Origin of the sequence: Paraburkholderia sp. SUR17 (assembly GCF_029536165.1) — a bacterium.
GTDB classification, from domain to species: Bacteria; Pseudomonadota; Gammaproteobacteria; order Burkholderiales; family Burkholderiaceae; genus Paraburkholderia; species Paraburkholderia kururiensis.
Map to the genome: position 1 here is coordinate 3420471 of NZ_CP120508.1, position 15578 is coordinate 3436048.

Consider the following 15578-nt stretch of genomic DNA (forward strand, 5'->3'; position numbering starts at 1 on the left):
ATATGCAATTCTAGACCATGTTGCGTAAACGAAACATGGACTTGCAGCGCACCCCGCTTTTTCTTTGTCCACGTTAGGCGTTTTGTTACATTACGGGCAACTTCTCGCGAAGTTAGATGGCAAGGCCGCAACGCAAGACAAATATTTGCCCTGCCCATATAACGATTTCGGTAATCCCTTGGAGATCTCTCAATGAAAAAGTCGCTTCTCGCGCTCGCAGCCCTTGGCGCGTTCGCTGGTGTTGCTCACGCACAGAGCAGCGTCACGCTGTACGGCATTATTGATGAAGGTTTCAACATCAATACGAACTCCAGCGGCAAGCACCTTTACAACCTGTCCAGCGGCGTCATGCAAGGCAGCCGTTGGGGTCTGCGCGGCACGGAAGATCTGGGCGGTGGCCTGAAGGCGATCTTCGTGTTGGAAAACGGCTTCGACATCAATAGCGGCAAGCTCGGCCAAGCCAACAAGGGCAGCACGCAAGGCCTCGAGTTCGGTCGCCAGGCTTATGTCGGTCTGTCCAGCCAGTTCGGCACCGTTACGCTCGGTCGCCAATACGACTCGGTGGTGGATTTTGTTGGTCCCCTGGAAGCCGGTGACCAATGGGGCGGATACATCGCAGCTCACCCCGGTGACCTCGATAACTTCAACAACGCCTATCGTACGAACAACGCGGTCAAGTTCACGAGCGCTGACTACGCCGGCTTCAAGTTCGGCGGCCTGTACAGCCTCGGCGGCGTTGCCGGCGACTACAGCCGCAACCAGGTGTTCTCGTTTGGCGCTGGTTACACCAACGGTCCTCTGGTTCTCGGTGCAGGCTACCTGAACGTGCGTAATCCGAACGTCGGCTTCTTCGGCGACAACGGCGCAAGCTCGACTGTGGCGAGCACGACCAACTACATTTCGTCGCCGGTCTACTCGGGCTACGCTTCAGCGCACACGTACCAAGTCATTGGCGCAGCTGGTGCATACACGTTCGGCGCGGCCACCGTTGGCTTGACGTACTCGAATATTAAGTTCCTGGGTCTCGGCGACACGACGTCGGGCCCGAACGCAACGGGTTACCGCGCGGGCGAGACGGCAACGTTCAACAACGCTGAAGTCAACTTCAAGTATCAACTGACGCCCGCACTGCTGATCGGCGCAGCATATGACTACACGCGCGGCAGCAGCGTTGCTCTGAGCAACGGTACGGATAACCCGGGCGCCAAGTATCACCAGTTCTCGCTCGGCACCGACTATTTCCTGTCGAAGCGCACGGACGTCTACCTGATCGGCGTGTATCAACACGCGAGCGGCACGGATTCGACGGGTAAGGCACCGGCTGTTGCTGCTATCAACGGCCTGTCCGCTTCGTCGACGCAAAATCAGTTCACGGCTCGCGTCGGTATCCGTCACAAGTTCTAATAAGTCGGAACAAAGTAGTCTGTAGTCTCAAGGCGCCTTCGGGCGCCTTTTTTCGTTTTAGTGTTGCTGATTGGCCGATATCGCCGGACCTTCTGCGCAGACGGGACGATCACTGTGCCCAGAACGGTGCACACAAAAAAGCCCGACAGACTTTACGTCCGTCGGGCTGATGCCGATGAGGCAGCGGGCGGAAGCTAAACCAGACTCGCCCATCAGGTGCTATGTGACTGCTTCGCGCGCAACACCCACGTTTTGCTCACTTGCACTCCTGGAAGACCTCATGCTCTTCCGTCACGCAGTTCCCGCCGCAAGATCTTGCCGACATTACTCTTCGGCAGCTCGGCGCGGAATTCGATGATCTTGGGCCGCTTGTAACCCGTCAGCTGCGTCTTGCAGAACGCGAAAACGTCCGTATCGGTAAGCGCCGGATCCTTCTTGACGATGACGAGCTTCACCGCTTCGCCCGAGTGCGCATCGGGCACTCCCACCGCGGCAACCTCGAACACCCCGGGCAGTTTCGCGACCACGTCCTCGATCTCGTTCGGGTACACGTTGAAGCCGGATACCAGAATCATGTCCTTCTTCCGGTCGACGACCTTCACGAAACCGCGTGCGTCCATGACGCCGACGTCGCCCGATTTGAAGAAGCCATCGGACGTCATTACCTTGGCGGTCTCTTCGGGTCGATTCCAATAACCCGCCATCACCTGAGGGCCGCGGATACAAATTTCGCCAGCCTCGCCGAGCGGCACTTCGTTGCCGGCATCGTCCTGGATCGAAACCTCGGTGGACGGCAGCGGTAGGCCGATCGTCCCGCTATACTCCGTCACCGTTGCCGGGTTGCAGGTTACGCACGGTGATGTTTCGGACAACCCATAACCTTCGATGATCGGCGTATGGGTGCGCTCGAACCACCGTTTCGCAACAGCTTCCTGAACCGCCATACCGCCACCATTCGCAACGAGCAGATTCGAAAAGTCGAGCTTGTCGAAGTCAGGATGGTTGAGCAAAGCGTTGTAGAGCGTGTTGACCGCCGGAATCGTCGTAATCGCGTAGCCCTGCAGTGCCTTGATCGTGCCCGCTATGTCGCGCGGATTCGGAATCAGGACGCCGAGGCCGCCCGTCCGGATGGTCAGCAGGCCACACACCGTCAGCGCAAACACGTGATAGAGCGGCAGCGCGACGACAGTAATGAACTGCTCGATGTCAGGCCGCTGGCGGCGCGCCACATCCAGCCATGCATGCGACTGCAGCACATTCGCAATGATGTTCCGATGCAGCAGGGTCGCCCCCTTCGCCACGCCGGTCGTGCCGCCCGTGTATTGGAGAAACGCGACGTCCTCCGCGCTCTGCTCCACGCGCTTGAAGGTCTGTCGGCCGCCCGCGCGCACGGCGTCATTGAAACGCACGTGACCCGGCAGCGCCCACTCCGGCACCATCTTCTTCACCCGACGCACAACGAAGTTCACGAGCGCGCCTTTCGGCCCCAACAGATCGCCCATCGTCGCAACGACTACGTGCTTCACCGCGGTATTGCGGATAACCGCCTGCAGCGTAACCGCGAAGTTCTCGAGGAGGATGATGGCTTCGGCGCCGCTGTCCTTGAGCTGATGTTCGAGTTCGCGCGGCGTATAGAGCGGATTGACGTTCACCACGACGTAACCCGCGCGCAGGATCGCGGAGAGCGCGACCGGATACTGCAACACGTTGGGCATCATGACGGCGATGCGCGCGCCACGCACAATGCCGCGCGACTGAAACCAGGCACCGAGGGCGCGTGACAGGTCGTCGAGCTGTCCGTAGGTGATCTGCTTGCCCATGCAGGCAAACGCGCTCTTCGCGCGATACTGCCGAAAACTTTCCTCCAGCAAGTCCGTAATGGACGCGTACTGGCTCGGATCGATCTCGGCTGGAACGCCGGGCGGATAGGACTTTAGCCAGACTTTTTCCATGCCGCGTCTCCTCCTGAATTTTCGAATGGTCGTGCTAAAAAATGGCATCCTAGCACGGGGACAGTGGCGGTTTCGAAGCCAGGCAGGCAGTTAGATTTCGCCCTCGAATACGTTTGGGCGGCCGTTGAGGCAGGCGCATGACAACGGCACGCTGCCACTCTCAGGCGCGCTCCACTTCGACGAGGCAGTCGTAGAACGTTGCCGAGCGGCCCAGATCCGTCAACGCCTGGCTCGTAACCTGGTTGGCGTTGCAGCCATCCGGCGCCAACTTTTTCCACCAGATCGACAGGCCGACAACGACACCCTCGCGCGCCCGGTCCGTCACGCGGGCGCGGGCATGCAGCACGCCGCGGTCGTTGAAAATACGCAACTCGTCGTCTTCGGCGATACCCCGCGCCGCGGCATCTACAGGATGGATGTCGAGATGAGGCGTGCCTTCGGTGGAGCGCAAGCTCTCGACGTTGACGAAGGTACTGTTCAGGAAGTTGCGCGCCGGCGGCGAAATCATGGCAAGCGGATAGCGGGCTGCGAGCTCTGGCGAGCCGTCGGCCGATTCGTGGGGTGGCAGATAGTCCGGTAGCGGATCGATACCTTCTTTTGCAAGACGATCGCTAAAGAATTCGCACTTGCCGGAAGGTGTTCGGAAGCCACCGTTGGCAAAAGGCGCCTCGGGCAAGGCGAGTTTGACCCAACCCGTTGTCTTTAACGATTCCCAGCTCACGCCCGCGAGAGCGGGATCGTCCCAACGGTAGGCGACTGCAGCCACGGCTTCGTCGCTGTCGTAGAGCGCCGGCTCCGTGAGCTTCATGCGGCGCGCGATGCCGCGGAAGATCTCCGTATTCGCGCGAGCCTCGCCGACCGGCGGGATCGCCGGAAGATTCGCCATCACGTAGGTGTGGCCGTACGACTTGTGAATGTCGAGGTGCTCTAGCTGCGTCGTGGCCGGAAGCAGCAAATCGGCGTAGTCCGCCGTATCGGTCTGGAACTGCTCGAGCACGATGGTGAAGAGGTCCTCGCGGGCGAAACCCTTCGCGACCCGCGCGGAGTCCGGCGCGACCGCGACCGGATTTGAGTTGTAGACCACGATCGCTTCTACCTTCGGCCCGAATTCGCCGTCACCAGGATGCAGCAGCGTGTTGCCGATCTCGTTCATATTGACGACACGCGGCAGTTTCGATGGCCAGCCCGGCATCAGATCGGGACGCTCCAGCGCGTGGTTATTGACCGGCGACCAGCCCGACGACGAAAGCAACAATCCACCCGCCCGATGCCGCCATGCACCCGTGAGCGACGGCAGGCAGGCGATTGCGCGCACCGCGTTGCCTCCCCCGCGTACGCGTTGGAGCCCATAGTTCGCGCGGATAGCGGCTCGTTTGGTCGACCCATAGACGCGCGCGAGGTCAATGACCGTTTGCTCCTCGATACCGCACACACGGGCAGCGCGATCCGGTGTCCACTTGAGGGCGCGGGCCTTCAGTTGCTCGAATCCGTGTGTGTGCTCGCCGATGTACGCGTGATCGAGCCGGTCTTCGGTGATCAGCACGTGCATCATACCGAGCGCGAGCGCGGCGTCCGTGCCCGGCTTGAGCTGGACGTGCTGATGGCATTTTTCGGCGGTCAGCGAGCGGTAGGGGTCGATCGCAATGAGCTTCGCGCCGTTGCGCTTCGCCTCCTGCATGCGTGTCCATACATGCAGGTTCGACGCGATAGGATTACCGCCCCAGATCAGGATGACCTCCGCTTCCGAGAAGAACTCGCTGTGCATGCCGATGCTGGCGCCATAGGTATAGCGCAAACCGGCCGCACCGGCAGCCGAGCAAATGGTGCGGTCCAGCCGCGACGCCCCGAGCTTGTGAAAGAAGCGCTGGGCGATACTCTCTCCCTGCACGAGTCCCATCGTGCCCGCGTAGCTGTATGGAAGAATCGCTTCGGGCGCCCGGGCCGCAATTTCGGAGAGCCGGGCTGCAGCGATCGAGTAAGCCTCGTCCCAACTGACCGGCTCGAAACGACCATCCCCCTTACGGCCGACCCGCTTCATTGGCACCGTCAAGCGATCACGGTGATGGACGCGCTCCGCGTATCGACTCACCTTCGTGCACAGCACGCCTTGTGTGGGCGGATGATCCGGATCGCCCACCACCTTGATTGCGCGCCCATTTTCGACGGTGACCCGCATCGCGCAGGTATCGGGGCAATCATGAGGACAAACGGCGCGGGCAAATTCTGCTGGAGCATTCATATGGACGGACCCGGAAGGTATTGCGAATACCGAAGCGGTGATTTTATTACGTTCTGCTCGCGTGCCAGATCAGCCAAAAGGGGGATTCCGGCGGAAAAATCGGTGGGGCGTAGAATGGTCCGATCTGTCGCGGCGCCAGCCGCGCTTCACGAGACATCAAGACGAAAGCCATGAGATTGATCCCCGAAATCGAGGCCGCGCGCGGCGAAATTCAAACCCTTCGACGAACGATTCACGCTCATCCCGAGCTGCGCTACGAGGAGACACGGACAGCCGACCTCGTTGCAGACAGATTGACCGAGTGGGGCATCGAGGTTCACCGTGGCCTAGGCAAAACGGGGGTAGTGGGCGTCCTGAAGCGCGGTAACGGAACGCGCTCTGTTGGACTGCGAGCCGATATGGACGCCCTGCCGATACATGAACTCAACAGTTTCGCGCATCGGTCTCGCAACGAAGGAAAGATGCACGCCTGCGGACACGATGGGCACACCGCGATGCTGCTAGGCGCGGCTCGCCACCTCGCGAAACATGGTGAGTTTGATGGAACGATCGTATTTATCTTTCAACCGGCCGAAGAAGGCGGAGCCGGCGCACAGGCGATGATCGACGACGGCTTGTTCATCAAGTTTCCGGTCGATGCGGTGTTCGGCATTCATAACTGGCCCGGCCTACCAGAAGGACATTTCGGCGTGAGGGAAGGACCGATCATGGCGTCGAGCAACGAGTTCCGCATCGACATCAAGGGCGTCGGGTCTCACGCGGCACTTCCGCACAACGGCCGCGATCCTGTGTTCGTTGCGGTACAGGTCGCCAACGGTCTGCAAAGCATCGTCACGAGAAACAAGAAGCCGCTCGACACGGCAGTGCTTTCAATCACTCAAATCCATGCTGGCGACGCCGTCAACGTTGTTCCAGATGACGCGTGGCTAGCCGGCACAGTCCGAACGTTTACGACCGAAACGCTGGATCTGATCGAAACGCGCTTGCGGAAGATCGCGGAAAGTACGGCAGCAGCGTACGACTGCGACGTGACGATAAGCTTCCATCGCAACTATCCGCCTACGGTGAATAGCAGCAAAGAAACTCAATTTGCCGCCAGCGTAATGGCAGAAGTGGTTGGGGCAGAAAATGTCGAAAGCAACGTAGAGCCAACCATGGGTGCTGAGGACTTTTCCTTCATGTTGCTCGCCAAACCCGGTTGCTATGCATTCCTCGGGAATGGAGACGGCGGGCATCGGGAAGCAGGACATGGCGTCGGGCCGTGTATGCTGCACAACGCGAGCTACGACTTCAACGACGCACTGCTTCCGGTAGGCGCGACCTATTGGGTGCGGCTAGCCACACAGTTTCTATTGCAATGCGAGTGAGTAAGCGCTCAGCGTGTGTGAACGTTCCGGACCGATTTAACTGCTAATAGTGCCTCAAAGGCCTAAGCGACCTACGAGGCGCGGATGGTTTCGCCTTGGTATGGGCTTGCTGGGGCTGGAGATGCGGGAGGTTTTGGGGCTGCCAAGGGGATTGGTCGAGGCGTGGTTCAGGAGGGAAGCGCTGGCCCAAAGCAGAAGACCCCGCCACATGGGTGGCGGGGTCTTTGCTGGGTAAGGAGCCTGACGATTACCTACTTTCACACGGGCAATCCGCACTATCATCGGCGTGGAGTCGTTTCACGGTCCTGTTCGGGATGGGAAGGGGTGGGACCGACTCGCTATGGTCATCAGGCATGACGGGTTGCTGCGTCGCGTGGGCGGGGCCGGTATGAGGCCCGGCTGCGGCGCAGCCAATCGGGAAGCAGCGTATGTAACTGTGGGGTTGTGACTGGGCACAACGCGCAACTGTAGCGGTGTGCTGAAACACACCGGTTATAGGATCAAGCCTTACGGGCAATTAGTACCGGTTAGCTTAACGCATTACTGCGCTTCCACACCCGGCCTATCAACGTCCTGGTCTTGAACGACCCTTCAAGGGGCTCGAAGCCCCGGGGAAGTCTCATCTTGAGGCGAGTTTCCCGCTTAGATGCTTTCAGCGGTTATCTCTTCCGAACATAGCTACCCGGCGATGCCACTGGCGTGACAACCGGTACACCAGAGGTTCGTCCACTCCGGTCCTCTCGTACTAGGAGCAGGCCCCCTCAAACTTCCAGCGCCCACGGCAGATAGGGACCAAACTGTCTCACGACGTTTTAAACCCAGCTCACGTACCTCTTTAAATGGCGAACAGCCATACCCTTGGGACCGGCTACAGCCCCAGGATGAGATGAGCCGACATCGAGGTGCCAAACACCGCCGTCGATATGAACTCTTGGGCGGTATCAGCCTGTTATCCCCAGAGTACCTTTTATCCGTTGAGCGATGGCCCTTCCATACAGAACCACCGGATCACTATGACCTGCTTTCGCACCTGCTCGACTTGTCGGTCTCGCAGTCAAGCACGCTTATGCCATTGCACTATCAGCACGATTTCCGACCGTACCTAGCGTACCTTCGTACTCCTCCGTTACGCTTTGGGAGGAGACCGCCCCAGTCAAACTGCCTGCCATGCACTGTCCCCGATCCGGATTCACGGACCTGGGTTAGAACCTCAAACAAGCCAGGGTGGTATTTCAAGGTTGGCTCCACGCAGACTGGCGTCCACGCTTCACAGCCTCCCACCTATCCTACACAGACCGGTTCAAAGTCCAATGCAAAGCTGCAGTAAAGGTTCATGGGGTCTTTCCGTCTAGCCGCGGGTAGATTGCATCATCACAAACACTTCAACTTCGCTGAGTCTCGGGAGGAGACAGTGTGGCCATCGTTACGCCATTCGTGCAGGTCGGAACTTACCCGACAAGGAATTTCGCTACCTTAGGACCGTTATAGTTACGGCCGCCGTTTACCGGGACTTCAATCAAGAGCTTGCACCCCATCATTTAATCTTCCGGCACCGGGCAGGCGTCACACCCTATACGTCCACTTTCGTGTTTGCAGAGTGCTGTGTTTTTATTAAACAGTCGCAGCCACCAGTTTATTGCAACCCCTTCACCCTTCCGGCGCAGGCCGGTCAAGCTACCAGGGCGTACCTTATCCCGAAGTTACGGTACCAGTTTGCCGAGTTCCTTCTCCCGAGTTCTCTCAAGCGCCTTAGAATACTCATCTCGCCCACCTGTGTCGGTTTGCGGTACGGTCAACGTGAAACTGAAGCTTAGAGGCTTTTCCTGGAACCCCTTCCAGTTGCTTCGCAGCCGAGGCCGCTCGCGCCACACCCTTGAATTGCGTGCCCGGATTTGCCAGGGCACCTTCTCCAATGCAGCGACCGGGACTTCCAACACCCGGACAACCTTCCGCGATCCGTCCCCCCATCGCATTTCACGCCGGTGCAGGAATCTTGACCTGCTTCCCATCAGCTACGCATTTCTGCCTCGCCTTAGGGGCCGACTCACCCTACGCCGATGAACGTTGCGTAGGAAACCTTGGGCTTACGGCGAGGGGGCCTTTCACCCCCTTTATCGCTACTCATGTCAGCATTCGCACTTCCGATACCTCCAGCACACCTTCCGGTGCACCTTCGCAGGCTTACGGAACGCTCTCCTACCATGCGAGCAAGCTCGCATCCGCAGCTTCGGTACATGGCTTAGCCCCGTTACATCTTCCGCGCAGGACGACTCGATCAGTGAGCTATTACGCTTTCTTTAAAGGGTGGCTGCTTCTAAGCCAACCTCCTGACTGTTTTAGCCTTCCCACTTCGTTTCCCACTTAGCCATGTTTGGGGACCTTAGCTGGCGGTCTGGGTTGTTTCCCTCTTGACACCGGACGTTAGCACCCGATGTCTGTCTCCCGTGATTGCACTCTTCGGTATTCGGAGTTTGCTATGGCGAGGTAATCCGCAATGGACCCCTCAACCATGACAGTGCTCTACCCCCGAAGGTGATACACGAGGCACTACCTAAATAGTTTTCGGAGAGAACCAGCTATTTCCAGGTTTGTTTAGCCTTTCACCCCTATCCACAGCTCATCCCCTGACTTTTCAACGTCAGTGGGTTCGGCCCTCCAGTACGTGTTACCGCACCTTCAGCCTGGCCATGGATAGATCACCTGGTTTCGGGTCTACACCCAGCGACTGGACGCCCTGTTCGGACTCGCTTTCGCTACGCCTGCCCTATACGGTTAAGCTCGCCACTGAATGTAAGTCGCTGACCCATTATACAAAAGGTACGCCGTCACCCCTTTCGAGGCTCCGACTGTTTGTATGCATGCGGTTTCAGGATCTGTTTCACTCCCCTCCCGGGGTTCTTTTCGCCTTTCCCTCACGGTACTGGTTCACTATCGGTCGATCACGAGTATTTAGCCTTGGAGGATGGTCCCCCCATCTTCAGACAGGATTTCACGTGTCCCGCCCTACTTGTCGTACACCCAGTTCTTCCAACCTGTTTTCGCCTACGGGGCTATCACCCGCTATGGCCGCACTTTCCAGAGCGTTTGGCTAACAGTTCAGATAAAGAGTACAGGCTGCTCCCATTTCGCTCGCCACTACTCTGGGAATCTCGGTTGATTTCTTTTCCTGCGGCTACTTAGATGTTTCAGTTCGCCGCGTTCGCTTCACATGGCCTATGTATTCAGCCACGGATACTCCAGAAGGAGTGGGTTTCCCCATTCGGACATCTCCGGATCAAAGCTTGTTTGCCAGCTCCCCGGAGCTTTTCGCAGGCTACCGCGTCCTTCATCGCCTGTGATCGCCAAGGCATCCACCACATGCACTTGTTCGCTTGACCCTATAACGGGTGTGTCTCTTCCCACACAGGGAACAGACCTCGACCGCTACAGGTTGAGTTTTAGCGTTGTGCCGTATTCCAATGCCATCCTTCGATGGCCCTGAGATACTTTCGATACAATCACAACCCTGACTGACCTACTCACGCCCATCTCACAAGGCGCTTTCGCATCAGTCAAATTACTGCTGCTTCCTGATTGTTAAAGAACGACAGCGGCATCAACCTCATGCCGTCTGGCTGGCAGTCGCCAGGGCGCAGTACCCGTGTCTCACCGACACTGCGCGCTGGGGACTGGTGGAGGCAGACGGGATCGAACCGACGACCCCCTGCTTGCAAAGCAGGTGCTCTCCCAGCTGAGCTATGCCCCCTCACCGACTCCTGCAGGGGACTGCCCGTCACAGACAAAGTTGGTGGGTCTGGTTGGATTCGAACCAACGACCCCCGCCTTATCAAGACGGTGCTCTAACCGACTGAGCTACAGACCCCTGAGTCTGTCATTCATACAGCCGACAAGTGTGAGCGCTCTGACTTTGGACGCGCTGCTCTGGAAAGGAGGTGATCCAGCCGCACCTTCCGATACGGCTACCTTGTTACGACTTCACCCCAGTCATGAATCCTGCCGTGGTGACCGTCCTCCTTGCGGTTAGACTAGCCACTTCTGGCAAAACCCACTCCCATGGTGTGACGGGCGGTGTGTACAAGACCCGGGAACGTATTCACCGCGGCATGCTGATCCGCGATTACTAGCGATTCCAGCTTCATGCAGTCGAGTTGCAGACTGCAATCCGGACTACGATCGGTTTTCTGGGATTGGCTCCACCTCGCGGCTTCGCAACCCTCTGTTCCGACCATTGTATGACGTGTGAAGCCCTACCCATAAGGGCCATGAGGACTTGACGTCATCCCCACCTTCCTCCGGTTTGTCACCGGCAGTCTCCCCGGAGTGCTCTTGCGTAGCAACTGGGGACAAGGGTTGCGCTCGTTGCGGGACTTAACCCAACATCTCACGACACGAGCTGACGACAGCCATGCAGCACCTGTGTTACGGCTCCCTTTCGGGCACCCCCGGCTCTCACCAGGGTTCCGTACATGTCAAGGGTAGGTAAGGTTTTTCGCGTTGCATCGAATTAATCCACATCATCCACCGCTTGTGCGGGTCCCCGTCAATTCCTTTGAGTTTTAATCTTGCGACCGTACTCCCCAGGCGGTCAACTTCACGCGTTAGCTACGTTACTAAGGAAATGAATCCCCAACAACCAGTTGACATCGTTTAGGGCGTGGACTACCAGGGTATCTAATCCTGTTTGCTCCCCACGCTTTCGTGCATGAGCGTCAGTATTGGCCCAGGGGGCTGCCTTCGCCATCGGTGTTCCTCCACATCTCTACGCATTTCACTGCTACACGTGGAATTCCACCCCCCTCTGCCATACTCCAGCGCTGCAGTCACCAATGCAGTTCCCAGGTTAAGCCCGGGGATTTCACATCGGTCTTACAGCACCGCCTGCGCACGCTTTACGCCCAGTAATTCCGATTAACGCTCGCACCCTACGTATTACCGCGGCTGCTGGCACGTAGTTAGCCGGTGCTTATTCTTCCGGTACCGTCATCCACCAGGGGTATTGGCCCCGATGATTTCTTTCCGGACAAAAGTGCTTTACAACCCGAAGGCCTTCTTCACACACGCGGCATTGCTGGATCAGGGTTGCCCCCATTGTCCAAAATTCCCCACTGCTGCCTCCCGTAGGAGTCTGGGCCGTGTCTCAGTCCCAGTGTGGCTGGTCGTCCTCTCAGACCAGCTACGGATCGTCGGCTTGGTAGGCCTTTACCCCACCAACTACCTAATCCGCCATCGGCCGCCCCTTGAGCGCGAGGCCCGAAGGTCCCCCGCTTTCCTCCTCAGAGCGTATGCGGTATTAATCCGGCTTTCGCCGGGCTATCCCCCACTCCAGGATACGTTCCGATGTATTACTCACCCGTTCGCCACTCGCCGCCAGGCCGAAGCCCGCGCTGCCGTCCGACTTGCATGTGTAAGGCATGCCGCCAGCGTTCAATCTGAGCCAGGATCAAACTCTTCAGTTCAAACCTGTTACTGTCTCTGTCCGTCTCCGGACAGGTCGCTCAACTCGGTACTGACAGGTCGTGAATTGCTTCACTTCCTATTCCTTACCGTGTGAGACTCTTGATACCTTTGCTTGCCCGGCAACTTAACGTCACCGGGGCACGCCGCCATCAAGCGCCCACACTTATCGGCTGTAAGTTTTTAAAGATCGTTCGCACCGTCACCAGAGTCACTTCCCTCCAGCACCGCCTGCGTCGCTGCATCAGCAGCAGAGAAACGAGATTATGAAGACTTCCGGGTCAGCCGTCAACAGGTTTTTTACCGCTTCCCAACCCGCCAACTTCACCACCATCGCCCGGAACGCCCCGCCACGCGGGCCTTCCCGTCTCTCCGCGCCCCGCTTCCCGGAGCGCGAAAGAGCGAAATTCTAGTCACCTCCCGCGCCCGTGGCAAGCAGTTTTTTAGGTAGCACCATTAACGGTGTTTGAACACCGGCTTGCGCTTCTCCACGAACGCCGCCATGCCTTCCTTCTGGTCTTCTGTCGCGAACAACGAATGGAAAAGCCGGCGTTCGAAGTGAACGCCTTCGGCCAGCGTCGTCTCGTATGCCCGATTGACCGACTCCTTCACCATCATCACAGCCTGCAAAGGCATTTCCGCGATCGTGGTTGCCGCCGCCATCGCCTCGTCGATCAACGACGCAGCCGGAATCACCCGCGATACAAGGCCTGCCCGCTCCGCCTCTTCAGCATCCATGAAGCGTGCCGTGAGGCACATATCCATCGCCTTTGCCTTCGACACAGCGCGCGGCAAGCGCTGTGTACCGCCCGCACCCGGCATGATGCCCAGCTTGATCTCCGGTTGCCCGAACTTCGCCGTATCAGCAGCAAAAATGATGTCGCACATCATCGCCAGCTCGCACCCGCCGCCAAGCGCAAAACCCGCCACAGCCGCAATGATCGGCTTGCGGATCGATCGCACGCTCTCCCAGTTTCGCGTGATGTAGTCGCCTTTGTAGACGTCCATGAAGCTATACGTGGCCATCATGCCGATGTCCGCACCGGCCGCGAATGCTTTCTCGCTACCCGTCACCACGATCGCGCCAATGCCTTCGTCCGCATCGAAAGTGCGCAGCGCCTCGCCCAGTTCATCCATGAGCGCGTCGTTGAGTGCGTTCAATGCCTTAGGTCGATTCAACGTAACGAGACCCACCCTGCCGCGGGTTTCCACCAGGATGTTTTCGTATGCCATGCGTCCTCCGTCTTCAAAGTGACGCGCGAACAAAACGTTTCGCGCAGAAATTTGATTGATGCTAACATTTGCCAACCAACCGGTCGGTCAATTAATTGACACGGACTCATCTAACGCCTATCTTCTTTCGCCCGCCATGACACACCCGCTCTTCAGCAGACACGAAGCCACGCTTCAAAAGGCGCTGACCGCCATCGGGACACGCGGCTACTGGAGTCCGTTCGCCGAAATGCCCAGCCCCAAAGTGTACGGGGAAACGGCGAGTGCGGACGGTGAAGCGGCATTCAAGGCCCACCTGAATCGGGCCTTCCCGCTGGACCAGCCCTCGACGGGCGAGACCGTCGGCAGCGAAGCTTCTCCATTCGGTTTTGTCCTCGGTATTCGTTACCCCCGTTCCGAGCCGGACCAGTTGATCGCAGCGGCCGCCAGCGCACAGAAGAGCTGGCGCGATGCAGGCCCGACGGCATGGGTCGGAGTGAGCCTCGAAATTCTCGTCCGGCTGAATCGCGCAAGCTTCGAAATCGCTCATAGCGTCATGCATACGACCGGGCAAGCATTCATGATGGCGTTCCAGGCAGGCGGCCCCCACGCGCAGGACCGTGCGCTCGAAGCGGTCGCATACGCGTGGGACCAGCTGCGCCGCATTCCGGCCACCGCCTACTGGGAAAAGCCACAAGGCAAGAACCCGCCGCTCGCGATGCACAAGCGCTATACGATCGTCCCGCGCGGCACGGGTCTTGTCCTCGGCTGCTGCACGTTCCCGACCTGGAACGGCTACCCAGGCCTGTTCGCCGACCTCGCGACTGGCAACACGGTCATCGTCAAGCCCCATCCCGGCGCAATTCTGCCGCTCGCCATCACCGTACGCATCGCGCGCGACGTGCTGCGCGAAGCGGGCTTCGACCCAAATGTCGTCATGCTGCTCGCCACGGCTCCCGACGATGGCGCGCTCGTCCAGGCGCTGGCTCAACGCCCCGAAATCAAACTGATCGACTTCACGGGCAGCACGCAAAACGGCACATGGCTCGAGCGGCACGCGCCGCAAGCACACGTCTTCACCGAGAAGGCCGGTGTCAACCAGGTCGTGATCGATTCAGTCGACGACATCAAGGCAGCCACGCGCAACATCGCCTTCTCGCTCGCGCTTTACTCCGGTCAGATGTGTACGGCGCCCCAAAACATTTACATCCCGCGCAACGGCATCCGGACCGCCGATGGAACGTTGAGCTTCGACGACGCGGCCGCTGCGATAACGTCAGCCGTCGAGAAGCTCGTTGCCGATCCCGCGCGGGCGGTCGAGGTGCTGGGCGCCATCCAGAACGAGGGCGTCAAGCGCCGCATCGATGAAGCGCGCAAGCTCGGCCGCTTGTTGGTGGACAGCCGAGCGCTCGAACATCCTCAGTTTCCCGAAGCCCGCGTCTGCACGCCGCTCGTCCTTCAGCTGGATGCAGCAAAGGACCCCGCAACGTTCACCCACGAATGGTTCGGACCCATCGCGTTCGTCATCGCCACCGACTCCACCGCGCAGTCGCTCGAACTTGCGGGCTCCATTGCTCGCGATCACGGCGCGTTGACGCTCTCCGTATACAGCACCGACGACGCCGTGATCGAAGCAGCGCAAGAGGCTTCGATCGAAGGCGGCGTTGCTCTCTCGATCAATCTGACGGGCGGCGTATTCGTCAACCAGTCTGCGGCGTTCTCGGATTTCCACGGCACCGGGGCCAATCCCGCCGCCAACGCCGCCCTGACCGACGCGGCTTTCGTCGCGAACCGATTCCGCGTCGCTCAAAGCCGGGTTCATGTTGAGCCCAAAGCACCAACTGCGGAAGTCGGCAAGACGGCCTAGGCCATCCGGCCGAATAGCCCGCGCGTTGCGGGCTCCCTAATATGAACGAGCCGACGAACTGGCGCCTTGCCCGGTTCGCGCTC

At 59.0% G+C, this 15578-nt stretch carries 6 protein-coding genes, 2 tRNA genes and 3 rRNA genes; 3 read left to right on the plus strand and 8 right to left on the minus strand.

Annotated features, from left to right (window positions below):
• Window positions 1–192 precede the first annotated feature (192 nt).
• Window positions 193–1404: a porin gene (locus P2869_RS15200; protein WP_017777135.1), complete on the plus strand. Its 1212-nt coding sequence runs from the start codon at window positions 193–195 to the stop codon at window positions 1402–1404.
• Between the two features lie 278 nt (window positions 1405–1682).
• On the opposite strand, the gene P2869_RS15205 is transcribed toward P2869_RS15200, so the two are convergent.
• Both P2869_RS15205 and P2869_RS15210 read right to left on the minus strand, forming a co-directional pair.
• Complete coding sequence (locus tag P2869_RS15205; RefSeq protein WP_277596902.1) at window positions 1683–3356, minus strand: long-chain fatty acid--CoA ligase; 1674 nt, start codon at window positions 3354–3356, stop codon at window positions 1683–1685.
• A gap of 160 nt (window positions 3357–3516) precedes the next feature.
• Window positions 3517–5595: a molybdopterin oxidoreductase family protein gene (locus tag P2869_RS15210; protein ID WP_277596903.1), complete on the minus strand. Its 2079-nt coding sequence runs from the start codon at window positions 5593–5595 to the stop codon at window positions 3517–3519.
• Window positions 5596–5765: 170 nt separating this feature from the next.
• Between P2869_RS15210 and P2869_RS15215 the strand changes: the two genes are divergently transcribed.
• Window positions 5766–6962: a M20 aminoacylase family protein gene (locus P2869_RS15215; protein WP_277596904.1), complete on the plus strand. Its 1197-nt coding sequence runs from the start codon at window positions 5766–5768 to the stop codon at window positions 6960–6962.
• A gap of 238 nt (window positions 6963–7200) precedes the next feature.
• On the opposite strand, the gene rrf is transcribed toward P2869_RS15215, so the two are convergent.
• The 6 genes from rrf to P2869_RS15245 all read right to left on the minus strand — a co-directional run bounded on the left by rrf (window position 7201) and on the right by P2869_RS15245 (window position 13649).
• Window positions 7201–7314: ribosomal RNA gene (rrf, locus tag P2869_RS15220) — 5S ribosomal RNA — on the minus strand.
• A 144-nt stretch (window positions 7315–7458) separates the two neighbouring features.
• A 23S ribosomal RNA gene (locus P2869_RS15225) occupies window positions 7459–10339 on the minus strand.
• Between the two features lie 292 nt (window positions 10340–10631).
• Window positions 10632–10707 (minus strand) — tRNA-Ala (locus P2869_RS15230).
• 40 nt (window positions 10708–10747) lie between these two features.
• Window positions 10748–10824 (minus strand) — tRNA-Ile (locus P2869_RS15235).
• A gap of 63 nt (window positions 10825–10887) precedes the next feature.
• A 16S ribosomal RNA gene (locus tag P2869_RS15240) occupies window positions 10888–12418 on the minus strand.
• Together the 16S, 23S and 5S rRNA genes with 2 tRNA genes alongside form the textbook arrangement of a ribosomal RNA operon.
• Window positions 12419–12872: 454 nt before the next feature.
• On the minus strand, window positions 12873–13649 hold the full coding sequence (locus P2869_RS15245) for an enoyl-CoA hydratase (protein ID WP_017776103.1): 777 nt from the start codon (window positions 13647–13649) through the stop codon (window positions 12873–12875).
• 136 nt (window positions 13650–13785) lie between these two features.
• On the opposite strand from P2869_RS15245, the gene paaN reads away from it, so the two are divergent.
• Complete coding sequence (gene paaN / locus P2869_RS15250) at window positions 13786–15495, plus strand: phenylacetic acid degradation protein PaaN (protein ID WP_277598155.1); 1710 nt, start codon at window positions 13786–13788, stop codon at window positions 15493–15495.
• The last annotated feature ends 83 nt before the right edge of the window (window positions 15496–15578 follow it).

What these genes read in the sequence shown, in the direction of transcription:
- paaN (WP_277598155.1), top strand. Translation starts at nt 13,786, where the DNA reads ATGACACACCCGCTCTTCAGCAGACACGAAGCCACGCTTCAAAAGGCG.
- P2869_RS15245 (WP_017776103.1), bottom strand. Translation starts at nt 13,649, where the DNA reads ATGGCATACGAAAACATCCTGGTGGAAACCCGCGGCAGGGTGGGTCTC.
- P2869_RS15210 (WP_277596903.1), bottom strand. Translation starts at nt 5,595, where the DNA reads ATGAATGCTCCAGCAGAATTTGCCCGCGCCGTTTGTCCTCATGATTGC.
- P2869_RS15215 (WP_277596904.1), top strand. Translation starts at nt 5,766, where the DNA reads ATGAGATTGATCCCCGAAATCGAGGCCGCGCGCGGCGAAATTCAAACC.
- P2869_RS15205 (WP_277596902.1), bottom strand. Translation starts at nt 3,356, where the DNA reads ATGGAAAAAGTCTGGCTAAAGTCCTATCCGCCCGGCGTTCCAGCCGAG.
- P2869_RS15200 (WP_017777135.1), top strand. Translation starts at nt 193, where the DNA reads ATGAAAAAGTCGCTTCTCGCGCTCGCAGCCCTTGGCGCGTTCGCTGGT.